This window comes from Pseudomonas sp. 1L-B-1-E-C1, from assembly GCF_057291835.1.
On the sequence record NZ_JBXAWN010000016.1, the window covers coordinates 1 to 21458 of the forward strand.

Genomic DNA, 21458 nt, shown 5'->3' on the forward strand with positions numbered 1-21458 from the left:
GTCGACCTGAACGTGATTTACCGAATCCGTACCTGACTGGTTCAGTGCGTTGTCGATTCAAGCTCTTCGAATCCATAATCGACTCGATTTTTTCACGTCGATGCATGACGCAAGACATCTCGGTCGGCTCCCTCTCCCAGAGGGAGAGGGAGCCGATTGGGGGATTTTGAAGAAATCCGTCGACCTGAACGTGATTTACCGAATCCGTACCTGACTGGTTCAGTGCGTTGTCGATTCAAGCTCTTCGAATCCATAATCGACTCGATTTTTTCAGGTCGATGCATGACGCAAGACATCTCGGTCGGCTCCCTCTCCCTCTGGGAGAGGGCTGGGGTGAGGGGCTTTTGGCTCCTTGACGTATTCTTTCAACCTTTCATGCCCAAGCGCTTGGCCATCCGCCCAAGGTTCGCCCGATCCACCCCCAGCTCCCGCGCCGCACTCGCCCAGTTATCCTGATGACGCTCCAGCGCTGCACTGATCAGGCGCCGCTGAAACTCATCAGTGGCACTGCGCAAATCCCCGCCGATCATTGGCATCTCACTGGCCAAGCCTGCGTTAACAGGCGCAACCACGTTATCCACAACATCACGCGGCAAATCCAGATCCGCTGCACTCAGGCTCAGAATCTTCGGCCGCACCTTGCAATTACCCAGCGCCTTCAGCGCACTGCGCCCGATCAAATGCTCCAGCTCACGGACATTGCCCGGCCAGGCGTAAGCGAGCAGCGCTTCCTGAGCATCACTGTTCAAGCGCAGGCTATTGAGGCCCATGCGCGAGCGGTTCTGTTCCAGAAAGAAGCCGCTGAGCAACAACACATCACGCCCGCGCTCGCGCAGCGCCGGCACCCGCAGCGGGTACACACTCAAACGGTGATAGAAGTCCGCGCGGTAGCGACCGCTGCGCACTTCTTCGGCCAGATCGCGATTGGTCGCCGCAATCAAACGCACATCAACCTGATGCTCCTTGTCCGAGCCCAGGCGCTGCAATTGACCGCTCTGCAATACGCGCAACAATTTGGCCTGCACCGTCAGCGACAGCTCGCCGACTTCATCGAGAAACAGCGTGCCGCCATTGGCCAGTTCGAACTTGCCGCGGCGGTCGCTGGTGGCGCCGGTGAAGGCGCCGCGCACATGTCCGAACAGTTCGCTTTCCACCAGTGTGTCGGGCAGGGCGGCGCAGTTGAGGCTGATGATCGGTTTGTCGGCGCGGGCGGAAACGGCGTGGATGGCTTGGGCGACCAGCTCTTTGCCGACGCCGGTTTCGCCGGTGACAAGAACAGTCAGGTCGCTGCCGCCGACCAGATTGATCTCTTCCACCAGACGTTTGTGCGCTTTGCTCTGGCCGATCATTTCGCGTTGCTGCTGGCCGCTGGCCTGGCGGTAGACCTCGGCGCGCTGATGTTCATCTTCGGCGCGGGTGGCCAGGCGCTCGATGCGCTCGGCAGCGTTGACCGTGGCCGATGCGAGGCTGGCGAAAGCTTGCAGGGCGTCGAGCTCGATCGGCTCGAAACGCTCGGGATCGAGCGCATCGAGGGTGATCAGGCCCCAGAGTTTCTCATCGACAAACAACGGACAGCCGAGGCAGTCGTGAACTTCGAGGTGATCGTCGAGGCCATCGACCAGCCCGTCATAAGGATCGGGCAGCTCGCTGTCGGCGGCGAAGCGCGTCGGACCGGCGCCGGCCAGCAGAATTTCGAACCGTGGGTGTTCGCTGACTTTGAAGCGCCGGCCGAGGGTGTCGGTACTCAAGCCGTCCACCGCCAGCGGCACCAAGGACTCACCGTCCAGACGCAGTAACGCGGCGGCATCGCAGGGCAACAAGGCGCGCATGGCTTCGAGCAAACGCCGGTAGCGCTCACCTTCGGGCAATTCGCGGGACAGGTCAGCGACCAGAGGCAGCAAGGCGGTAAGCAGGGATTTGGCGGTCATGGTGTTGTAGTCAAAGAGACAAGATGTAGTCGCGATGACTATACGTGCATTTGTGTCTAAATGACTAAGTGGATTTCAAGTGGTTGAATTAAAACGATTAATTAGTTGGCACGAAAGCTGATACCCCTAAGGCAATCTTTCAAGAAAGCGCAGGAGTTACCTTATGCTTAGCGTCCAGGATCGTGCCATCGTCAAATCCACCGTGCCACTGCTGGAAAGCGGCGGCGAGGCGTTGATCACGCATTTCTACCGCATGATGCTTTCCGAATACCCGCAAGTACGCCCGTTGTTCAACCAGGCGCACCAGGCCAGTGGCGATCAGCCGCGTGCCTTGGCCAACGGCGTGTTGATGTATGCCCGGCACATCGATCAGCTCGACCAGTTGGGCGATCTGGTGGCGAAGATCATTAACAAGCACGTGGCCCTGCAGATTCTGCCCGAGCATTACCCGATCGTCGGCACCTGCCTGCTGCGCGCCATTTCCGAAGTGCTCGGTGAAGAGATCGCCACGCCCGAAGTGATGAGTGCCTGGGGGGCGGCGTACGGGCAACTGGCCGACATCCTGATAGGTGCGGAAACCGCGATCTACGATCAGAAGGAACACGCGGTCGGCGGCTGGCGCGGTGCGCGGGAGTTCATCGTCGCGGCGAAAGTACAAGAGAGCGCGGAAATCACCTCGTTCTACTTCGAACCGGCAGACAAAGGGCCGATTCTTGCGGCTGAACCGGGTCAGTACATCGGCATGAAACTGATCCTCGACGGCGAAGAAATCCGCCGCAACTATTCGCTGTCGGCACTGGCGAATAACGGTCAGTACCGCATCAGCGTCAAGCGTGAACCGAATGGCCGCGCGTCGAATTATCTGCATGATCAACTGCAGGTCGGCTCGAGCATTCAACTGTTCCCGCCATCAGGTGAGTTCACCCTGGCGGCCAGCGACAAACCGCTGGTGCTGATCAGCGGCGGTGTCGGCATCACTCCGACTTTGGCAATGCTGGAAGCAGCGCTGGCCACCGAGCGTCCGGTGCACTTTATCCACTGCGCGCGCAACGGCAGCGTCCACGCGTTCCGTGAATGGGTCGATGCGTTGGCGGCGCGTCATCCGCAGCTCAAGCGCTTCTATTGCTACGCCGAAGAAGACGGCGTGAGCCCGGCGGCGGACAAGGTCGGCATGCTCAGTGAAGAGCAGCTCGGCGCGTGGCTGCCGGCGCAGCGTGATGTCGATGCGTACTTTCTCGGACCGAAGGGGTTCATGGGTGCGATCAAACGGCACCTGAAAGCGTTGGGCGTGCCGGAGAAACAGAGCCGCTACGAGTTCTTCGGGCCGGCTTCTGCTCTGGAGTGATCTGAAACCGAGTTGTCTCGTTCGCGAGCAGGCTCGCTCCCACAGGATTTGTGTCCGACGCAGATCCATTGTGGGAGCGAGCCTGCTCGCGAATCTTCTGCGCGCCGCAAAGCCATGTTGGTTAATCGTTCCTTAACCGCTCTATCGTTTATTGCCCCGGTGTAGACTTGCGACACTTTCAGCCGCCGGCCGGCTGGACCATGGACTTACAAGGGAAAGGCAATGAGCGAGGAAACGATGCGGTTGGGACGTGAGCGGCGCTATCTGGTGCTGCTGGGGATCATCTGTCTGGCGTTGATCGGCGGTGCGCTGTACATGCAGGTCGTCTTGGGTGAGGCGCCGTGCCCGCTGTGCATTCTGCAGCGTTATGCATTGCTGCTGATCGCACTGTTCGCCTTTATCGGCGCGGGCATGCGCAGCCGTCGCAGCATCACCGTGTTCGAAACGCTGGTGGTGATCTGTGCGCTTGCCGGGGCCGCAGTGGCCGGGCATCACGTTTATACGCAGTTCTATCCGGCAGTGAGTTGTGGCGTCGATGTGCTGCAACCGATTGTCGATGACCTGCCGCTGGCGAAGATTTTCCCGCTGGGCTTCCAGGTCGACGGTTTCTGCTCGACGCCGTATCCGCCGATCCTCGGTCTGTCGCTGGCGCAATGGGCGCTGGTGGCGTTCGTGCTGGTGGTGATTCTGGTGCCGCTGCTGACCTCGCGGAATCGAAAAGCGCTGCGCTGAGTCAACTTTTCCGCACGAGTGCCGATAAACAAAACGCCCCGATTTTCGCTGCTGAGAATCGAGGCGTTTTGCATTTCAGAGCGTTTGTGAAAACACCGTGACGAACGGCAATGAAGCATGCGGCAAGTGTGCGACATGTTGTCACACGCGGGCTGTCGCAGGGGCTCGGGATGCGGCGGATTGGCCGCCTGTTACATAAAAACATTGGCCAGTTTCGACGTTTTCGGGCTTCGGGCCGAAGGTGCCGGATCAGGCAGTTTTAACAGGCGCCGGCATGTGGGCGAAGGCCTTGGAATATCGGGCTTTGCGCCAGTCCGACGCTCGCAGGCGGCTCGCAGAGCTGTCTGATTTGAGGCGGTTTGATCTGCACATTTCGCCGGGTTTGTTGAGAAGTGATTTCAACAACGCCCGCAACTTTTGCAAAAATGGCGATGGATTGTTGCTCTGAGTGATAAAAATTATTTCGGGATAAGACATGGTGTATAGGGCGCTACCTATCTACAATCGCCCGCACTGAATTCCCGGCGCTGTTCAGCCTTTATCAAGGAACTGATCAGGAGGTCGGGTGTCGAGCGAGCCGCGAAGCTTTCAAGACACCCAGGTGTCGGTGCCTTTCCAATTTTCCGCACCAAATGGAATTGGTCTGTAACAAGGCCTTTGACCACGAATTCGAATAAGAACTGAACGCTGTCCCAAGGTTTTGTCGAGCGTGAGACGCGCGACGGGCGGCCCTTATTCAATCCAAAGAAAATGCCAACCCTTGGCAGGGTGAAGTGTTGGCGATCAAAACCCAACTGCATTGCGCAAGCTGCTTTAGAGGTCGTGAGATGAGTAAAAACAGGTACCCCAGATTACTAGGCCTAGTGCCGCTGCTCGGCACGTTGTTGCTGGGAGGCTGCAACATGACCTTGCTCAATCCAACGGGCCAGGTCGGCCTGGAACAGCGCAACCTGATCATCACCGCCACGCTGCTGATGCTGTTGGTCGTCGTGCCGGTCATCGTCATGACCTTCCTGTTTGCCTGGAAGTATCGCGCTTCGAACAAGAACGCCGTCTACACGCCGAAGTGGTCGCACTCGACCAAGATCGAAGTGGCCGTATGGACCATCCCGGTGCTGATCATCATCGCCCTGGGTTACATCACTTACATCTCGACTCACGAGCTGGACCCGTATCGTCCGATCGAGTCTGACGTCAAGCCGGTGACCATCGAAGTCGTCGCGCTGGACTGGAAGTGGCTGTTCATCTACCCGGAACAAGGCATTGCCACGGTCAACAAGATCGTGTTCCCGGCGCACACGCCAATCAACTTCAAGATCACCTCCGACGCCGTGATGAACTCGTTCTTCATCCCGGGCCTGGGCGGCCAGATCTACGCGATGGCGGGCATGCAGACCAAGCTGCACCTGATCGCCGACCGCAACGCTGAAATGGACGGTATCTCCGCCAACTACAGCGGCGCCGGTTTCACCGGAATGAAATTCAAGGCTATCTCCACCACTCAGGAAGATTTCGACGCCTGGGTCAGTGAAGTCAAGAAGTCGCCTAAACAGCTTGATCAGGCTGAATACGCAGCCCTGGCCAAACCGAGCCAGAACAACCCAGTCGAGCTCTACTCGTCGGTCACGCCGAACCAGTTCCAGATCATCGTCGACAAGTACGAAGGTATGAAGCCGGGCAAGCCGCTGAAGCACGAGAAGAAAGAGAAAGAAGTGGCGGCCACGGATATTGACGCGGGTTCGCATTCAGCTGCCGGGGCAGAGGAGTAAACGATGTTTGGTAAATTAAGTTGGGAAGCAGTCCCATTCCACGAGCCGATCGTGATGGTGACCATCGCCATGATCGCCCTCGGTGGTCTGGCACTGTTCGCTGCGATCACTTACTTCAAGAAGTGGACGTACCTGTGGACCGAGTGGCTGACTTCGGTCGACCACAAGAAAATCGGCGTGATGTACATCATCGTCGCCATGGTCATGCTGCTGCGCGGCTTTGCCGACGCGATCATGATGCGTACCCAGCTGGCCATGGCCACCGAGGGTTCGCCTGGCTACCTGCCACCTGAACACTATGACCAGATCTTCACCGCTCACGGTGTGATCATGATCATCTTCATGGCGATGCCATTCTTCACCGGCCTGATGAACCTTGCAGTGCCGCTGCAGATCGGCGCGCGTGACGTTGCGTTCCCGTTCCTGAACTCCCTGAGCTTCTGGCTGCTGGTGTCCGGCGTTGTGCTGATCAACCTGTCGCTGGGTATCGGTGAATTCGCCAAGACCGGTTGGGTTGCATATCCGCCGCTGTCGGGTCTGCAATACAGTCCTGGCGTGGGTATGGATTACTACATCTGGGCGCTACAGCTATCCGGATTGGGTACGACGTTAACCGGGGTCAACTTCCTCGCGACCGTACTGAAAATGCGTACCCCTGGCATGAAACTGATGGACATGCCGATCTTCACCTGGACCTGCACCTGGGCAAACGTTCTGATCGTGGCTTCGTTCCCGATCCTGACCGCGACCCTGGCACTGCTGACCCTTGACCGTTACATGGATTTCCACATTTTCACCAATGAACTTGGTGGCAATCCGATGATGTACGTCAACCTGTTCTGGGCGTGGGGCCACCCTGAGGTTTACATCCTGATCCTGCCGGCCTTCGGCATCTTCTCGGAAGTGATCTCGGCCTTCACCGGCAAGAAACTGTTCGGCCACCACTCGATGATCTACGCCTCGGGCGCGATCTCGGTACTGGGCTTCATGGTCTGGCTGCACCACTTCTTCACCATGGGTTCGGGTGCGAGCGTCAACGCCTTCTTCGGTCTGGCGACGATGCTGATTTCCATCCCGACGGGTGTGAAGCTGTTCAACTGGCTGTTCACCATCTACCAGGGCCGTCTGCGCTTCACCAGCCAGGTAATGTGGACTCTGGGCTTCATGGTGACCTTCGCCATCGGCGGCATGACCGGCGTACTGCTGGCCATCCCGGGTGCTGACTTCGTGCTGCACAACAGCCTGTTCGTGATCGCGCACTTCCACAACGTGATCATCGGCGGTGCGGTATTCGGTTACATCGCTGGCTTCGCGTTCTACTTCCCGAAAGCGTTCGGCTTCAAGCTGCACGAAGGCTGGGGTAAAGCAGCGTTCTGGTTCTGGATCTCGGGCTTCTTCGTCGCGTTCATGCCGCTCTATGCACTGGGCTTCATGGGCATGACCCGTCGTCTGAACGCCACCACCAACCCTGAGTGGGTACCGTACCTGTACGTTGCCATGTTCGGTGCGGTGATGATTGCTGCCGGTATCGCCTGCCAACTGATCCAGCTGTACGTCAGTGTGCGTGACCGCAACAAGCCAGAGAACGTTTGCGATCACGGTGACCCGTGGAATGCACACACCCTGGAATGGTCGACCTCGTCGCCACCACCGTTCTACAACTTCGCTGTGCTGCCTAAGGCTGACTGCATCGACCCGTTCACTGAAGCCAAGGAAAACGGTACTGCGTACCAGCGTCCGGCCAAGTACGAGCCGATCCACATGCCGAACAACACCGCTACTGGCGTGGTGATGGGCGCGCTGTTGACCGTCTTCGGTTTCGCGATGATCTGGCACATCTGGTGGCTGGCGATCGCGAGCCTGGTGGGCACCGTCGTTTACTTCGTGATCCACGCTGCACGTGACGACCAGGGCTATATGGTTCCGGTTGAAACGATCGAGCGTATCGAAGCCGAGCAGCACAAGCGTCTGGTCGCGGCAGGGAAAATCCCGGCCGGTGCCACCCGTGTTGAAACCTCGTTGGAACAGGCTTAAACCATGTCGAACTTAGTGACCAATGTTGGACACGCCCATGGTGACCATGGGCACGATGACCATCACCACGACTCGGGCGAGATGACCGTATACGGTTTCTGGCTCTACCTGATGACCGACTGCATTCTGTTTGCGTCGATCTTCGCGGTGTACGCAGTACTGGTAAACAACGTTGCCGGTGGCCCGTCGGGCCACGACATCTTCGAACTGCCATACGTGCTGGGCGAAACCGCTCTGCTGCTGTTCAGTTCGATTACCTACGGCTTCGCCATGCTGGCGTTGTACAAGGGCAAGAAGCAGGCGGTCCTGGGCTGGTTGTTCATGACCTTCCTGCTCGGCGCGGGCTTCATCGCCATGGAGATCAACGAGTTCCACCTGCTGATCTCCGAGGGCTTCGGTCCTAGCCGTTCGGGCTTCCTGTCGGCGTTCTTCACCCTGGTCGGTACCCACGGTCTGCACGTTTCGGCCGGTCTGATCTGGATGGGCATCATGATGTATCAGGTCAACAAGCATGGCCTGACGTCGACCAACAAGACCCGTCTGAGCTGCCTGAGCCTGTTCTGGCACTTCCTGGACGTAGTCTGGATCTGCGTCTTCACCGTTGTTTACCTGATGGGGACTCTGTAATGGCTAACGCACACTCCCATGACAGCCACGATGCTGGCCACGGCAGCGTCAAGTCGTACGCCATCGGCTTCATCCTGTCGGTAATCCTGACCGTCATTCCGTTCGGTCTGGTGATGTACCCGACCCTGCCGAAGTCGACGACGCTGGCAATCGTGCTGCTGTTCGCAGTGATCCAGGTGATCGTTCACCTGTATTACTTCCTGCACCTGGACCGTTCCATTGCACAGCGTAACAACGTGATTGCGTTCGTCTTTACTGCGATTGTGATCGTGCTGCTGGTTGGCCTGTCGCTGTGGATCATGTTCAGCATCCACACGTACATGATGGCGAAGTGAGGTAGACCCGATGTCGCTCAAGCACTTTATCCAAATCACCAAACCGGGGATCATTTTCGGTAACGTGCTTTCTGTGGCAGGCGGGTTCTTCCTGGCCTCGAAAGGGCATGTCGATCTGGCGGTGTTTCTGGCCGCCATGATCGGTACTTCCCTGGTCGTGGCCTCCGGTTGCGTGTTCAACAACTGCATCGACCGCGACATCGACCTGAAGATGGAACGCACCAAGAACCGTGTGCTGGTCCAGGGCCTCATCTCCCTGAAACTGGCCCTGGTTTACGCGACCATTCTGGGTGTTCTCGGCGTTGCCTTGTTGTACAAGGTGGCCAATCCGTTGGCGGCCCTGTTCGCGGTAATCGGCTTCATCATCTACGTCGGCTTCTACAGCCTGTACCTCAAGCGCAAGTCGGTCCACGGCACGCTGGTGGGCAGCCTGTCGGGCGCCATGCCGCCAGTGATCGGTTACGTTGCCGTGACCAACAGCTTCGACATGGCCGCACTGACCTTGCTGGTGATGTTCAGCCTGTGGCAGATGCCGCATTCCTACGCCATCGCGATTTTCCGTTTCAATGATTACCTGGCCGCATCGATTCCGGTGCTGCCAGTGAAACGCGGCATTCAAGTGGCGAAGAAGCACATACTGCTCTACATCCTGGCGTTCCTCGTGGCGACCTTGATGCTGACCTTCAGCGGCTACGCCGGCATGAGCTATCTCGCCGTCGCCGCCGCCATGGGCATGTACTGGCTGTACATGGCCTGGACCGGCTACAAGGCAGTCGATGACACCGTCTGGGCACGCAAGCTGTTCGTGTTCTCGATCTTCACCATCACGGCGTTGAGCGTCATGATGTCCCTGGACTTCAAGGTGCCGACAGAGCTGCTGCTGACGTACGCGCCGTAAGGCTAAAAGGCTTGAAGAAAAACCCCGCACATTGAGAGATGTGCGGGGTTTTTTTGTGATGATGGAAAGCGAGTTGATTCTGGGGAAGGCAAAAGCAATAAACTAAAAGAGCATAAACAAAAAAGTTTAGAAGCGAATTCGCCTAAAAAACTGTCATGTTTTACAGGTGCATAATAGGGCGACTTGAAAGAAGCTATGTCCTTGTTTTCTTAAGGAGCAACAATCATGGCTTATACGCAGAGTTCATTTTCAAACGTAAAAATTGACGAAGAAATAGCGCTGATTGAAAAAGATGGAGGCGCGCGGCGGCAAGGACTATTTAAAGGGTCTACAACTGATGGGGTAACAATCTATTGGACCACCGACAATAAGGAGTTCACCCTGAGTTATTCGCAGATGAGCGGGGTACTCGTTAAGGGAGGACAGACAATAGTGAATAGTAGGCTGAATGAAAATGGGACCGTTACAGCTGCACCGTACGTGAATAACAACCCTTATTCACTCTCCAATCTGAACCATCAATAGCTTTTGACATGATCGATTAACACGAAAGCCCTGTGTTTCGGAAGATCACAGGGCTTTTTAGTCTCTGGCGTTGCTCGCCCGGTATAAATCCCCTAGATTTGGATCCAACCATGACCGTGACAGCGCCATGCCATTCGCTGGTGCTCACCTGTCTTAACCTGCACTTCTTCATGAACTGATCATAAGGCTGGGCGAAATGACTGAGAGGATGACCTGCGACGAGCGTTTTATTGCCCTGGCCCATGAGCTGAACTACGACATTTATGGTGAGAACACCGCCGGCGGCAATTATGCGCCGCTGATCCGACATCATGATGAGCTGTACATCAGCGGTATGGTGCCGCGCACTAACGGCAAGATTCAGTACCCGGGTCGTGTGGGGTTGGAGCTGACCCTCAAGGATGCGCAATCCGCCGCGAGCATCAGTGCGATGCGCTGCCTGGCGCTGATCGTCGATGCGGTGGGTTCGCTGGACAAGATCAAGGCGTTGCTGCGGGTGACGGTGTATGTGAAGTCGACGCCGGACTTCGTTGACCTGAGCGAAGTGGCCAACGGTGCCTCGGACGTGTTCAGTCATGTGCTCGGCGATGCCGGCCGGCATACGCGCACTACGGTGGGGGTGTATCAGTTGCCGAAGAATGCAGCGATTGAGGTGGACATGATTGTAGCGTTGCATCCTTCGGCTTGAGGGTGAGTTCACGGCTTGCCCTCACCCTAACCCTCTCCCAGAGGGAGAGGGGACTGACCGATGGCCTCTCAAGATGTACGCCGACCTGAAGTATCGAGCCGAACTCAGGTTTGAAAAAACACACAAGTCGGCTCCCTCGGGAGAGGGCTGGGGTGAGGGGCGAGGATTTTCGCCTCCTCACGGATCACAAGCCGGACAACAAAAAGCCCCGCCTGAATCTCAGTGCGGGGCTTTTTCGTACAGCGGCTGCGCTATTACTGCGCGGCGATGCTGTAGCCATCGAACGCCGTCTGCGTTTGCAGAGCGGTGATGATGTTCTTGCGGTTGACCGCGTGTTCGGTGCCGGCATTGTCGACGAAGGTTTCGCCGTCGAGCTCGGCTTCATCGCCTTCACCCACGAAAGTAAAACCGAGAAACTCCAGCGCCTCACGATCAATGCTCAGTCGCGAACGCGGCGTGCGCATGGGCAGGGTTACGCTGGCGCCGTCCTTGCTGATAGTGAAGATTTCCACTTCCTTCTTCTTGGCAGCCTTGCTCTTGCCACCGCTCGGATTGCTGATCGCCTGATGGGTCTGATTCAACACCTTCAGCGCCAGGCCATAAACGATTTCCTGGAATGCCGGATCGTCCTTGAAGCTGGACAGAATGCGCCCGATCGAGAACTTGCTGCTCAGGTCTTCCAGCGCGGCATTATCGGCTGCCTCGGCGTCTTTCAGGCGCTTGAGTTCGCCCATCAGCTCGTACGCCTTGTCGTCATCAAAGCTGTCATGCGCCTGACGGATCGCCGCACGCAACTCGCGGATCTGGTCGCTTTCGCGGGTCGACTGGAACGCATCCAGAACCATCTCGCTGATGATTTTGGCTTGTGGCAGGTGTTGTGAAAGATTGATGGAGTTTTCGTATTCCGCTTTGGACGACTGGGTGACTACGGATTCAGCGGTGTTGAAATCGGACATTGAAATTTCACTACTTTTTTAACTTGAGTTGAGACGAGAAAGCACGAGGTCTTTTTCAGGCCGACTAATTTAGGGGAGCGGGGCGGCGTTGTCACGGAGCAACGTGTCGGTGATCTCAACTATTTTCGATCCCCATGGGCACCGATTTGCTATCCGCCAGTGGGGGATGGCGGCATGGACTGGAAGAAGTCGCTGCGGATGTCACGTTCAACGCCAGTGACAAATACGAAGTCTGGCTGATAGCGTTCAACGAGCTCCGCGAATGCTTGAGCTTTCAGAGACAGATAGTGGATTTGCAGCGTCTCGCTGAACGTAGCCGCCATTAACGGAGCGACCGCCACGCCAAACGAGTCGCGTATCCAAAGCACTTTCTTTTTATTCAGAGCGCGTTCGGATTTCACTAGCAGAGGGGTTTTTGGCGAAGCAATGCCAATATTCCTGCCTGAGAATACGAGTTGCCCTTTATCGAAGTCGTGGTGCTCAACCGGTAATTCGTACAATGAACCCAAATTCAGCACGACTTCATGGTCGGTGAGTTCGTCTTGAATCCACAGAAATTTCGCCAGATCACCGCCGTTTCGTTGATGGCTTTCGGTTATCAGGCTTTCCTGGGTTCGCGGCCAACTCAACTGGACACCACTGTCCGTCAAGTTCTTGCGTAATTCATCAAAAGCGATCAATGCGCCCAGATTGTTCCAGTGGGTGTCGGTCTTGTAGTACAGCAGCTCTGAATACTCGGTCTTGGCCCGGATCAGCGCTTCGGTAGGATCGATATGGATGTTAGCGCTGACCTCGCGGATCAACGCATCAGTAGGCCGTGCACTGGCGTGCGCCGACCAGTTCGGCAGGTACTCTGAATAGACTGAGTCCTTGTCCGGGCCTATCACAATGCGAAATGCTGCCACCTTATTTTCAGTAAGCCATTGGTCCCAGGCCTTTGCGGAGTCTGCAACTGTCACGCGCGTTAGGGAATCTTCTGCTTTATCGCCCATGCGTTTAGAGGAAATCGAATTGGAGAAACCGTCACCCAGAAACAACCAGCCCTCCTTGCCGATAATCGCTTGGGAGGGATCAATCGACACGCCGTAGGGATAAGTCAAGCGACTAAGCGCCGCATAGAAGAAGTCCATGTTGTACAGGACTTTGCGCTTCCACCATTTAACAGTTTCCTGAGTCATCAATGCGTCATGCAGATTGAAAGCAGGAGCGATGCTCATTAACAGAACTGAGATGATGAAAGCCGCATACAGTTTTTTCTTCATAAAAATTCTTTCAAAAGTTGAAATACAGAAAAACAGCGCTTCTGCTTTGAATGCTGGCGTACAAGGCAAGACACGTAATGATTGATATCCCCGTGATCTTCGTAATTCCGAATTCTTTCGGGGCGATCAACTCAAATGAGTTTTTTTGACGGATGATTACCAGGCAGGCTGCAATCATTAATATTGGTAGCACATGGGCAACCATTCCTGCTGGCAGTGCTTCCAGCAGTTGATCAGAAAGCGTTCCGCCCCATGCCAGTTTGGCGGTCGGGATGATATCCGTGGAGAGGTCTTGAATAGAGTTAAAGTCAATCATGCCGCGTAGTATGCGAACAGCATCATCCACGGAAGTGGCTCTGAAAAATACCCATGTAATGTTCACGAAAGTGAATGTGCAAAGCCAGCCGGCCCAGTTGGGCATTGATAAGCCCCATTGCTTCCATACACGATGAGCAACAATCGCTCCGCCATGCAAAGCCCCCCAGATGATAAACATCCAGCTTGCACCGTGCCAAAGGCCGCCGAGTATAAAGGTCACCATCAAGTTGAGGTACAAGCGCTGTCGTCCACATCGATTGCCTCCCAATGGGACGTATAGGTAGTCGCGCAAATAACGGCTCAGAGTCATATGCCAACGCCGCCAGAAATCCTGAATATCCAGAGACTTGTAAGGAGAATTAAAGTTGGCCGGAAGCCAGATGTTGAATAGCAGCGCAGCGCCAATTGCCATGTCGCAATAGCCGCTGAAGTCAAAGTAGAGCTGGAATGTGTAAGAAAGGCTGGTTGTCCATGCGCTGAAGAAGTCGTGGCTGACACCGCTGGCGAATCCTGCATCGGCCCAGACAGCCAGTGTGTCGGCAATTACAACTTTTTTGAAAAGACCGATACCGAATATGAATAGACCCGTCAGTACATTTCCATGATGAATGGCCAGGTTACGTTTCGACTGGAACTGGGACATCATCTCTTTATGATGAAGTATGGGGCCTGCGATCAAATGAGGAAAGAAAGTAACGAACAGTGCATAGTTAATGAAGCTGTACTCTCTAGCAAGTTTTTTGCGACAGTCCACCAAAAAAGCGATTTGCGTGAAAGTATAAAAGCTGATTCCCAGTGGTAGCAAAATTTGCTGTAGAAAAATATCGGTGCTGAAGGTTGAGTTGAGGTTATCAATGAAAAAATTTGAATATTTGTAATATCCAAGAAGTATAACGTTGGTTGCGACTCCTATGCCGAGTAGTATGTTTTTGTATGACTCTTGGATGGGGTTCGGGTTGTTCGAAGCCAGTGTTCTGCCAAGCCCAAAGTTGAAGCAGATTGAGAATAGTAATAGAGGGATATAGTACACGCTCCATTGTCCATAAAAGATAAGGCTCGCAATCACCAACCAGTATTTTCCTGCGCAAACCATTTTTTGGCGATTTAGGAGAAAGTACACAAGAAACACGATTGGCAGAAAGATAAATATGAATTTTGGAGAGCTGAAGGTCATGAATCGCCCTGTCGTATTACGACGTCCATAGAGGTGGCGAATTGTATTCAGGTTTCAGGCGTTAAGTTGTTTCAAAAATACATGTAGAGAAAGATCCTACATACATCTCAGATGTTTAGGCTGGTTGGGATTGATCGTTGGTCCAAAGAATTTTCCATCGCGAATGATTACGGCCGGCCTACGTCAGGCTTGCCCCACGTGCGCATCGCAAACTCGACAAACCGTCTCAGCTTCGGCAATCGATAGCGGTCCTGCGCATATAGCAGGTGCATCGGTCGGCTCGGTGGTTGGTAGTCGGCCATCACCTTGACCAGTTTGCCGTCGCGCAAGTCCTGTTCCACCAGCGCATCGGGCAGCATCATGATGCCCATGCCGTTGCGCGCCGCCTGATGCAGTCCGGCGGAGCTGTTGATCAGCATCGGCCCGCTGACGCCGACGAGGACTTCGCCTTCCGGCCCGCTGAGACGCCAGCGTTTTTCCACTGATTGCCAATCATCGCCGGCCGGGTAGGCGAAGGACAGACAATCGTGTTGCTGCAAATCCTGTGGCGTGTGCGGCATGCCGCGTCGCGCGATGTATTGCGGGGAGGCGCAGACAGTCAGGGTGTAGTCGATCAGGGGGCGGGCGATCAGGTTGGACTGGTCGAAATTGCCCAGCCGGAACGCCACATCGAGGCCGTTCTCCAGCAGATCCGGACGGCTGTTGGTCAGCACCACGTCGAGTTTCACCTGCGGATAGAGCAACGAATATTCGCTGAGGGCCGGGGTCAGTCGTTCGACGCCGAAAGTCAGCGGTGCGGTGATGCGCAGCAAGCCGCGCGGCTCATCCGACGCTTGTTCGGCAAGGCGTTCGGAGTCGGCCACGAGGCCAAGCACTTCCAGGCAGCGTTGATAATAAACGCTACCGAATTCGGTCAGGCGCTGGCGCCGCGTGGTGCGTTGCAGCAGTTGTACGCCGAGGCGTTGCTCCAGCGCGCGCAGGTGATTGCCCACCATCGTCGTCGACATTTCGCACTTCGCGGCGGCTGCCGTCATGCTTCCGGTCTCGACCACTTTGATGTAAACGCCCATCGATTGGAACAGATCCATTATCAAGCTCGGCTTTTAAATGATTGAAGTTTTTCCGGGTTTATCCAGCTCAGGTGGCTAACCATACTGCAAATACACCGACCTGCAATGGAGTTTCACGTCATGACCGCCGCCCTGATGAACACCTACCAACCACTGGCCCTGAGTTTTTCCAAAGGCCTGGGCACACGCCTGTGGGATCAGGCGGGGCGCGAATACCTGGACGCCGTTGCCGGTGTGGCGGTGACCAACGTCGGCCACTCGCATCCGCGCATTGTTTCGGCGATCAGCGAGCAGGCGGGATTGCTGCTGCACACCTCCAACCTGTACAGCATCGATTGGCAGCAACAACTGGCCAAGCGGTTGACGGCGTTGTCGGGGATGGAGCGTGCGTTCTTCAACAACTCCGGCGCCGAAGCGAACGAGACGGCACTGAAACTGGCGCGTCTGTACGGCTGGCGCAAAGGCATCGAGCAGCCGCTGGTGGTGGTCATGGCCAACGCGTTTCATGGCCGCACCCTTGGCACCTTGTCCGCCAGCGATGGCCCGGCGGTGCGGCTGGGCTTCAACGAACTGCCAGGAGACTTCGTCAAAGTGCCGTTCGGCGATCTCGCGGCGCTGGAGCAAATACAGCGCAAACACGGCGCGCGCATCGTGGCGATTCTGGTCGAGCCGATTCAGGGCGAAAGTGGCGTGCAAATCGCACCCCCGGGTTATCTCAAGGCCCTGCGCGACCTGTGCAATCGCCACGCGTGGCTGCTGATGCTGGATGAAATCCAGACCGGCATCGGCCGCACCGGGCAGTGGTTCGCCTTTCAGCATGAAGGCATCGTTCCCGACGTCATGACTCTGGCGAAAGGCCTCGGCAATGGCGTGCCGATTGGCGCCTGCCTGGCCCGCGGCCGCGCGGCCGACCTGTTCACCCCGGGCAGCCACGGCAGCACCTTCGGCGGCAATCCACTGGCCTGCCGGGTCGGCTGCACGGTGCTGGACATCATCGAAGAACAAGGCCTGCTGGAGAATGCGCGGGTGCAGGGTGCTCGCTTGTTGGAACGCCTGCGCGCCGAACTGGCAGACAACCCGAACGTGCTCGCGATTCGTGGGCAGGGATTGATGATCGGCGTCGAGCTGAAACAACCGGTGCGCGACCTGACGCTGATCGCCGCACGGGATCACGGCTTGTTGATTAACGTGACTCGTGGCAAGACCATCCGCTTGCTGCCGCCGCTGACGATTGATGAGCGGGAGGTGGGGATGATTGTCAGAGGGGTGGCGCGGGCTCTGGTGACTGAGTCAGCTCAGATTCAATAGTGATACCGGCAACTGATGACGCAGATTTCGCCGTCCTCAACCCTGTACACCAGACGATGTTCGGCCGTTACTCGGCGTGACCAGAGGCCGCTCATATTATGTTTGAGCGCCTCTGGTTTACCGACACCCTCAAACGGTTCGCGCTTGATTGCTTTGATCAGAAGATTGATACGCTTGAGCCCAGCCTTGTCGTTTTGCTGAAACCACAAATAGTCTTCCCAGCCTGTGGGCGTAAACTCGATTTTCATTCTTCGATCAATTGCCTGACTTTGGCTTTGCCGGCGCGTAACTCACCGATGGATTTCATCAGCCGTTCGGCGTTGGCGGGGGAGCGAAGCAAGTAGGCTGTTTCTTCCAGTGCGTTGTATTCGGCCAAAGACATCATCACTACTGGTTCACCTTTCTGCCGGGTGACCAATAGCGGCGCACGATCTTCATTGACACGGTCCATCGTTTCGGCCAAATGCGCACGGGCGGTGGTGTAGTTGATGGTTTGCATATTGAAGTCCTCGCTGGATGCAGAGAACGTACAGAAATGAGTACAGGATGACAAGGCGACACCTACCAGTGGTTGTTTCGCAGCAGGGCTGACTGCGACTTCAAACAGTATCGCTCAGTAATATTCGAGACGTTTCTGAGAAGGTTGTAATCCTCCACCCTCCTGTTCGGTGTCGCCAAGCCCTTATCTCGTCATCCCATGACCTAGCCGATGTAGGAAATGGTTACTGTTTCAATCCGGCCCACCTCCCAACTCCGGCGCCAGCATCCTCGTCTTCTCCGCCCCATTCGAGTTGTGCTGAACAATCTCGCTCGGCTGCCCCTGTTCATTGAAAAATACCTGTCCAATCCCCGCTGAATTCCACAACCGTTCCCCGGCCTCGGCATGTTCCGGCGTATACGGGACGATGCGCATCAGTCGGCGTTTGGTGAACCAGTTCAATGGCGAGCGAGGTGAGTAGAGCCAGCGGTTGAGGCGGTCGAACCATTCCAGCAGCGTTGGCGGGAATTCGTTCTTGATGCCGCTGCTGGTGATCTGCCAGATCCGTGGGCCGGCCTTGCGGTGGCGGATCAGGACTTCGTAGACGAAGGAATAATGCACATCGCCGGACAGCACCACGTAGTTCCCGGGTGTGCGCGAGTGTCGGAAAATGTTCAGGATCACCTGCGCAGCACCGCGATGGGCCATCCAGTTTTCCGCGTCGACCAGCAGTGGATAACCGCACCAGCTGAAGATTTTCTGCACGGTTTCAATCAGCTTCACGCCGAAGATCGGCGCCGGCGAGACGATGATTGCCGACGGGTGATCAAGCAGTTCCTGTTGCAGTTCGCTCAAGGCCTCCCAGTCGAGCAGGCCCGACGGTTGCTTGAGGGCCATCTCGCTGCGCCAGCGCCGCGTGCGCGTGTCGATCACCACCAGGGCAGGACTGCTCGGCAGGACGAAATGCCACTGCTGAAAACGCAATAACTGATCAATCAGATCGTCCTGCACCGGCATGTCCAGATAGCCGTCATCGCCACTGGCGCTCAGTTGTGCTGTCTGCTCCAGCACGCCCTTGAAGGCATCGGGATTGTTGCCCCAGCCCTGGCACAACAGATAAGCAATCAGCGCGTTGCCGATGATGCGCTTGGAGAACGGATGGCCGTAGGCAGTTTCTTCCCACTGTGCGGAAAGATTCCAGTCATCGGTAATGTCGTGATCATCGAAAATCATCAGGCTCGGCAGATGCGCCAGCGCTCGCGCGACGTTGCCAAGGCCAGCCTTGAACGCATCGATACGCGTTTGCTCAAGGTTATAGCGCTTCAGGCGTTCGGGCGTCAGCGTCGGCGCGCTCGGATTGATCAGCGACCACGACGTCGGCGACCACACCAGCATGTACATCGCCATGACTTCGGCGAACGTCACCAGGTGATTGTCGGCACTGCTGCTGGTGAAAATCGGCTTACGCGCGCCACCGAAAAATCGCTCGCGCAAGGTCTCGTTGCTCTCCAGCGCCGGTAACAAATCCGCACGATGGTAGTAGCTGGCCGGGTGTTGGTAGAGCTTGGCGCTGTCGCTGACCACGGCACCGTCAAGGTGCTCATCGAACAGATCCAGGCGCTCGATCAAAGCATGAATCGCCCGCAGCATCGGCCCGGCAACATCGTCTGCATAAACTTGATCGCCGCTCATCATCAGCAGCGCCGGACGTTGTTGCGCATCGGTTTCGTCGGCCAGCAGTTGATCGACGCAGAGCAAACCGTCGGTTGCCGGATGATGCGGCTTGCGGCAGGAACCGTGGAGCAATTGGTCGATCCGCGAACGCACCACGAGGTTCGCGCAGGTAGCGCCGGGGTAAAGCAGATGCGGCGCCCATTCAGCCATGCGTAGGGTGCCGTCGATCAGCAGGTCGTAGTCGATGCGGGTGTCGCAGGGCAGGGCGCTTTCAAGTTGAACGTCTATCAGATGCACGAACGCATGACGGCCTACGGCAATGACCGTGCATTTCTCTGAGTCGAGCGGAATATCTCCTACACCTTGCAGGCGCAAGGTCAGCGGCAGTTCACGGGTGCCCACCAGCCACAGCACCACGCGCGTCGGCTCCAGCCGCCGCAACAGCGGGCCGGCGACGATGGCGGGCAAAGGGTTCAACTCATCCAGTGTTCGGGACATCCGCTTCAAAGCTCAGGGCGCACAGCCGGCAATGATAACGCAGCCGGCGCCGTGAACGCTTAAGCGAGGCTTAAGCCGAGGTTTTCTGCAGCTTCAACGCCAACAAACGCCACTCGCCCGACGACGCCTGCTCCTGCAACGAGCAGTCGAAACGGTAAGTGACATCGTCGCCGTTCATGTTGCGCGCAGTCAGGCTGTTGCTGAAGCTGTACACCTGATCCTTGAAGCGCTTGGTAGTCAGCAACTGGCTGTCAGCGAAACGCGCCGATGCCGGGAAGCGCAGGGTGCTGGTGACCAACGGGCTGCACATGACATAGGCGAGCATCGACTTGTCGCTGTCCGCGTCGTGGCCAAGTTTTTTGCTCAGCGCGGTAAGCGCCTTGCGACCCTCGGCATCACTTTGATCCAGCACCGTTTGCTCCGAAATCGACTTCGGCGCACGGCTGGCGTAGTTCGGCAATAGTGCGGAGTCGGGTGGCGATGGCTGATTGTCTGGTTCGATAGTTGCGAAGGTCGGAGCGGCGGCAAGTTGAGCGGCGGCCGTCGATTCGCTTTCAGGCAGCAGAGAAGTCGAATCGACGTTCTGCGCCACGACACTTTCCGGCTGCTCGTCTTTATATGCGGAGGGAAACAGCGAAAACGTGATCGACAACACCACCAGACCCACAATGAAACCGCCCGCCGCGCCGACGATATTGCCGTAGAAAATATTCCAGCTGCCACGGTTCTTCACCACCCAGCGCCACATAAAGCCCCAGGCAGCAACGAACGCCAGAAAACGCAGAAACTCCATTTGATCCTTTCCTTACCTTTCAACAATCCAAGCGCGGCGCGAGAATCTGCGAGCGCGACGATGCGCGGCAAGATAGCAAAATAGACGCGCCGTCCGGTTACGGTTGCGGAAAATAATTCACCGCCAGAAACATCAACGTGACCATGCCGGCGGCAAAGCCACAGACCCCCGCGAGCAGTTGACGGGCAACCGGATGCTCCGGCTGACGACGCTTGGCCATCCACAACCACACGCCCGCCAGAACGCCCGCGCTGGTCATGAAGACCACCAGGCTGTCATGCAGTCCGGGCGTTGCCATGGTGGTGCCAAACAGCCCGTCATAAATCAGTGTGAAGACGATGCCCGCCACCACCGCGCTGCCAGCGCCGGCAAGGTTCGCCAACAACAGATTCCATTGCCCGCGCTGTCGCACCACCCAGAACCACATTGCCGCCATGACCACTAAACACAACACAGCATCCATCGGATTTCTTTCCTTGCGACAAAACTGAAACGGCGCATGAACGCCGCCGGAGAGTGGACGGCAAGATAGCAAAATAGTAGCGTCGCGCCACTTTGTTCATCTGCGTAACGGCTTATGCCCGTTGCGAGTCACTGGGGAAAGTGAAATTCGAATTCACCGGCAAGACCTCGATGGTGGAGATCTCCAAATACATCTCCAGCTACCTGCTGTAAGAACCCACCGCGCGGCACTCAAAGAATGTCGCGCAAATACCCCTTCAGCGCGAGGAGCGGCTGACCCAGTTGCTCCACGGATCGCGCCTGAGCCAACTCCGCCGACAACTTGCGCAACTCCCGCCCCAACGGCTTCTCGACCCCGCCAAGCGCATCCAGCGCGAGGCTAAGGCATTCGTTCAGCTTGAACTGAATGGCCTCGACATCGCCGCGTTTCACCAGTAGCTCGAAAACATCTTTCTGATAATCGCCCATGACCCTGTCATCGCGCAGGATCGGGCTCAGGCCCTCTTCTTCGTAGGCGAGTTTGAGGGAGAAAAGGGCGACGGTTTCCAGTGAGGTTTCCATGGGGATGTCTGTCAATGAAGTGA

The 21458-nt window shown here is 56.6% G+C and carries 21 protein-coding genes and 1 pseudogene; 11 read left to right on the forward strand and 11 right to left on the reverse strand.

Annotation, left to right across the window (positions count from 1 at the left end; translation table 11 throughout):
* Positions 1–365: 365 nt before the first annotated feature.
* Positions 366–1928 carry a nitric oxide reductase transcriptional regulator NorR gene (norR, locus tag AC0Z4S_RS24230; protein WP_485624862.1) on the reverse strand — a complete coding sequence of 521 codons (1563 nt, stop codon included), beginning with the start codon at positions 1926–1928 and terminating at the stop codon, positions 366–368.
* 163 nt (positions 1929–2091) lie between these two features.
* Here norR and hmpA point away from each other — a divergent pair, with 163 nt between their 5' ends.
* From hmpA to AC0Z4S_RS24275, 9 genes are all read left to right on the forward strand, one after another.
* Positions 2092–3273: an NO-inducible flavohemoprotein gene (gene hmpA, locus AC0Z4S_RS24235; protein WP_485624863.1), complete on the forward strand. Its 1182-nt coding sequence runs from the start codon at positions 2092–2094 to the stop codon at positions 3271–3273.
* 222 nt (positions 3274–3495) lie between these two features.
* Entirely contained in the window at positions 3496–4005 is a 510-nt protein-coding gene (locus AC0Z4S_RS24240; RefSeq protein ID WP_253495752.1) for a disulfide bond formation protein B, read from the forward strand.
* 827 nt (positions 4006–4832) lie between these two features.
* On the forward strand, positions 4833–5774 hold the full coding sequence (gene cyoA / locus AC0Z4S_RS24245; RefSeq protein WP_024014231.1) for a ubiquinol oxidase subunit II: 942 nt from the start codon (positions 4833–4835) through the stop codon (positions 5772–5774).
* 3 nt (positions 5775–5777) lie between these two features.
* Positions 5778–7808, forward strand: a complete 2031-nt coding sequence (gene cyoB, locus AC0Z4S_RS24250) for a cytochrome o ubiquinol oxidase subunit I (protein ID WP_253495750.1) — start codon at positions 5778–5780, stop codon at positions 7806–7808.
* A 3-nt stretch (positions 7809–7811) separates the two neighbouring features.
* Positions 7812–8435, forward strand: coding sequence for a cytochrome o ubiquinol oxidase subunit III (gene cyoC / locus AC0Z4S_RS24255; protein WP_016773303.1), 624 nt, complete (start codon positions 7812–7814; stop codon positions 8433–8435).
* Positions 8435–8770: a cytochrome o ubiquinol oxidase subunit IV gene (gene cyoD, locus AC0Z4S_RS24260; RefSeq protein WP_011335842.1), complete on the forward strand. Its 336-nt coding sequence runs from the start codon at positions 8435–8437 to the stop codon at positions 8768–8770. The genes cyoC and cyoD overlap by 1 nt, the downstream gene beginning before the upstream one ends.
* Positions 8771–8780: 10 nt before the next feature.
* Positions 8781–9668, forward strand: a complete 888-nt coding sequence (gene cyoE, locus AC0Z4S_RS24265; protein ID WP_016773305.1) for a heme o synthase — start codon at positions 8781–8783, stop codon at positions 9666–9668.
* Positions 9669–9893: 225 nt separating this feature from the next.
* Entirely contained in the window at positions 9894–10193 is a 300-nt protein-coding gene (locus AC0Z4S_RS24270; RefSeq protein ID WP_485624864.1) for a hypothetical protein, read from the forward strand.
* A 196-nt stretch (positions 10194–10389) separates the two neighbouring features.
* Entirely contained in the window at positions 10390–10881 is a 492-nt protein-coding gene (locus AC0Z4S_RS24275) for a RidA family protein (RefSeq protein ID WP_485624865.1), read from the forward strand.
* Between the two features lie 254 nt (positions 10882–11135).
* Here AC0Z4S_RS24275 and AC0Z4S_RS24280 read toward each other — a convergent pair whose 3' ends face one another.
* The 4 genes from AC0Z4S_RS24280 to AC0Z4S_RS24295 form a co-directional block, all read right to left on the reverse strand.
* Positions 11136–11837: a hypothetical protein gene (locus AC0Z4S_RS24280; protein ID WP_485624866.1), complete on the reverse strand. Its 702-nt coding sequence runs from the start codon at positions 11835–11837 to the stop codon at positions 11136–11138.
* Positions 11838–11986: 149 nt separating this feature from the next.
* Positions 11987–13099, reverse strand: coding sequence for an alginate O-acetyltransferase AlgX-related protein (locus AC0Z4S_RS24285; RefSeq protein WP_485624867.1), 1113 nt, complete (start codon positions 13097–13099; stop codon positions 11987–11989).
* 10 nt (positions 13100–13109) lie between these two features.
* Positions 13110–14591, reverse strand: a complete 1482-nt coding sequence (locus AC0Z4S_RS24290) for an MBOAT family O-acyltransferase (protein ID WP_485624868.1) — start codon at positions 14589–14591, stop codon at positions 13110–13112.
* A 167-nt stretch (positions 14592–14758) separates the two neighbouring features.
* Positions 14759–15679 carry a LysR family transcriptional regulator gene (locus AC0Z4S_RS24295; protein WP_485624869.1) on the reverse strand — a complete coding sequence of 307 codons (921 nt, stop codon included), beginning with the start codon at positions 15677–15679 and terminating at the stop codon, positions 14759–14761.
* Positions 15680–15781: 102 nt separating this feature from the next.
* Here AC0Z4S_RS24295 and AC0Z4S_RS24300 point away from each other — a divergent pair, with 102 nt between their 5' ends.
* A complete protein-coding gene (locus AC0Z4S_RS24300; RefSeq protein WP_485624870.1) occupies positions 15782–16969 on the forward strand; it encodes an acetylornithine/succinylornithine family transaminase in 1188 nt (395 codons plus the stop codon).
* On the opposite strand, the gene AC0Z4S_RS24305 is transcribed toward AC0Z4S_RS24300, so the two are convergent.
* The 5 genes from AC0Z4S_RS24305 to AC0Z4S_RS24325 form a co-directional block, all read right to left on the reverse strand.
* A complete protein-coding gene (locus AC0Z4S_RS24305; RefSeq protein WP_042608353.1) occupies positions 16963–17217 on the reverse strand; it encodes a Txe/YoeB family addiction module toxin in 255 nt (84 codons plus the stop codon). The genes AC0Z4S_RS24300 and AC0Z4S_RS24305 overlap by 7 nt on opposite strands.
* Complete coding sequence (locus tag AC0Z4S_RS24310; protein WP_042608352.1) at positions 17214–17468, reverse strand: type II toxin-antitoxin system prevent-host-death family antitoxin; 255 nt, start codon at positions 17466–17468, stop codon at positions 17214–17216. Before AC0Z4S_RS24310 ends, AC0Z4S_RS24305 begins: the two co-directional genes overlap by 4 nt.
* A 231-nt stretch (positions 17469–17699) precedes the next feature.
* The gene (locus AC0Z4S_RS24315) at positions 17700–19619 is read right to left on the reverse strand and encodes an alkaline phosphatase D family protein (RefSeq protein ID WP_485624871.1); all 1920 of its coding nucleotides are present in this window, start codon (positions 19617–19619) and stop codon (positions 17700–17702) included.
* A 70-nt stretch (positions 19620–19689) separates the two neighbouring features.
* Positions 19690–20412 (reverse strand): hypothetical protein, encoded by a 723-nt coding sequence (locus AC0Z4S_RS24320; RefSeq protein WP_485624873.1) that lies wholly within the window; start codon positions 20410–20412, stop codon positions 19690–19692.
* A gap of 97 nt (positions 20413–20509) precedes the next feature.
* On the reverse strand, positions 20510–20875 hold the full coding sequence (locus tag AC0Z4S_RS24325; protein ID WP_485624874.1) for a hypothetical protein: 366 nt from the start codon (positions 20873–20875) through the stop codon (positions 20510–20512).
* Between the two features lie 128 nt (positions 20876–21003).
* Here AC0Z4S_RS24325 and AC0Z4S_RS24330 point away from each other — a divergent pair.
* Positions 21004–21087: pseudogene (locus AC0Z4S_RS24330) on the forward strand (PH domain-containing protein); the annotation flags it as partial.
* Positions 21088–21105: 18 nt separating this feature from the next.
* On the opposite strand, the gene AC0Z4S_RS24335 reads toward AC0Z4S_RS24330, so the two are convergent.
* Positions 21106–21435, reverse strand: a complete 330-nt coding sequence (locus AC0Z4S_RS24335; protein ID WP_485624875.1) for a hypothetical protein — start codon at positions 21433–21435, stop codon at positions 21106–21108.
* Between the last annotated feature and the right edge of the window lie 23 nt (positions 21436–21458).

Excerpts from the sequence above, each read along its gene's own strand:
- norR (WP_485624862.1), bottom strand. The coding sequence starts at position 1,928 with ATGACCGCCAAATCCCTGCTTACCGCCTTGCTGCCTCTGGTCGCTGAC.
- hmpA (WP_485624863.1), top strand. The coding sequence starts at position 2,092 with ATGCTTAGCGTCCAGGATCGTGCCATCGTCAAATCCACCGTGCCACTG.
- AC0Z4S_RS24240 (WP_253495752.1), top strand. The coding sequence starts at position 3,496 with ATGAGCGAGGAAACGATGCGGTTGGGACGTGAGCGGCGCTATCTGGTG.
- cyoA (WP_024014231.1), top strand. The coding sequence starts at position 4,833 with ATGAGTAAAAACAGGTACCCCAGATTACTAGGCCTAGTGCCGCTGCTC.
- cyoB (WP_253495750.1), top strand. The coding sequence starts at position 5,778 with ATGTTTGGTAAATTAAGTTGGGAAGCAGTCCCATTCCACGAGCCGATC.
- cyoC (WP_016773303.1), top strand. The coding sequence starts at position 7,812 with ATGTCGAACTTAGTGACCAATGTTGGACACGCCCATGGTGACCATGGG.
- cyoD (WP_011335842.1), top strand. The coding sequence starts at position 8,435 with ATGGCTAACGCACACTCCCATGACAGCCACGATGCTGGCCACGGCAGC.
- cyoE (WP_016773305.1), top strand. The coding sequence starts at position 8,781 with ATGTCGCTCAAGCACTTTATCCAAATCACCAAACCGGGGATCATTTTC.
- AC0Z4S_RS24270 (WP_485624864.1), top strand. The coding sequence starts at position 9,894 with ATGGCTTATACGCAGAGTTCATTTTCAAACGTAAAAATTGACGAAGAA.
- AC0Z4S_RS24275 (WP_485624865.1), top strand. The coding sequence starts at position 10,390 with ATGACTGAGAGGATGACCTGCGACGAGCGTTTTATTGCCCTGGCCCAT.
- AC0Z4S_RS24280 (WP_485624866.1), bottom strand. The coding sequence starts at position 11,837 with ATGTCCGATTTCAACACCGCTGAATCCGTAGTCACCCAGTCGTCCAAA.
- AC0Z4S_RS24285 (WP_485624867.1), bottom strand. The coding sequence starts at position 13,099 with ATGAAGAAAAAACTGTATGCGGCTTTCATCATCTCAGTTCTGTTAATG.
- AC0Z4S_RS24290 (WP_485624868.1), bottom strand. The coding sequence starts at position 14,591 with ATGACCTTCAGCTCTCCAAAATTCATATTTATCTTTCTGCCAATCGTG.
- AC0Z4S_RS24295 (WP_485624869.1), bottom strand. The coding sequence starts at position 15,679 with ATGGATCTGTTCCAATCGATGGGCGTTTACATCAAAGTGGTCGAGACC.
- AC0Z4S_RS24300 (WP_485624870.1), top strand. The coding sequence starts at position 15,782 with ATGACCGCCGCCCTGATGAACACCTACCAACCACTGGCCCTGAGTTTT.
- AC0Z4S_RS24305 (WP_042608353.1), bottom strand. The coding sequence starts at position 17,217 with ATGAAAATCGAGTTTACGCCCACAGGCTGGGAAGACTATTTGTGGTTT.
- AC0Z4S_RS24310 (WP_042608352.1), bottom strand. The coding sequence starts at position 17,468 with ATGCAAACCATCAACTACACCACCGCCCGTGCGCATTTGGCCGAAACG.
- AC0Z4S_RS24315 (WP_485624871.1), bottom strand. The coding sequence starts at position 19,619 with ATGTCCCGAACACTGGATGAGTTGAACCCTTTGCCCGCCATCGTCGCC.
- AC0Z4S_RS24320 (WP_485624873.1), bottom strand. The coding sequence starts at position 20,412 with ATGGAGTTTCTGCGTTTTCTGGCGTTCGTTGCTGCCTGGGGCTTTATG.
- AC0Z4S_RS24325 (WP_485624874.1), bottom strand. The coding sequence starts at position 20,875 with ATGGATGCTGTGTTGTGTTTAGTGGTCATGGCGGCAATGTGGTTCTGG.
- AC0Z4S_RS24335 (WP_485624875.1), bottom strand. The coding sequence starts at position 21,435 with ATGGAAACCTCACTGGAAACCGTCGCCCTTTTCTCCCTCAAACTCGCC.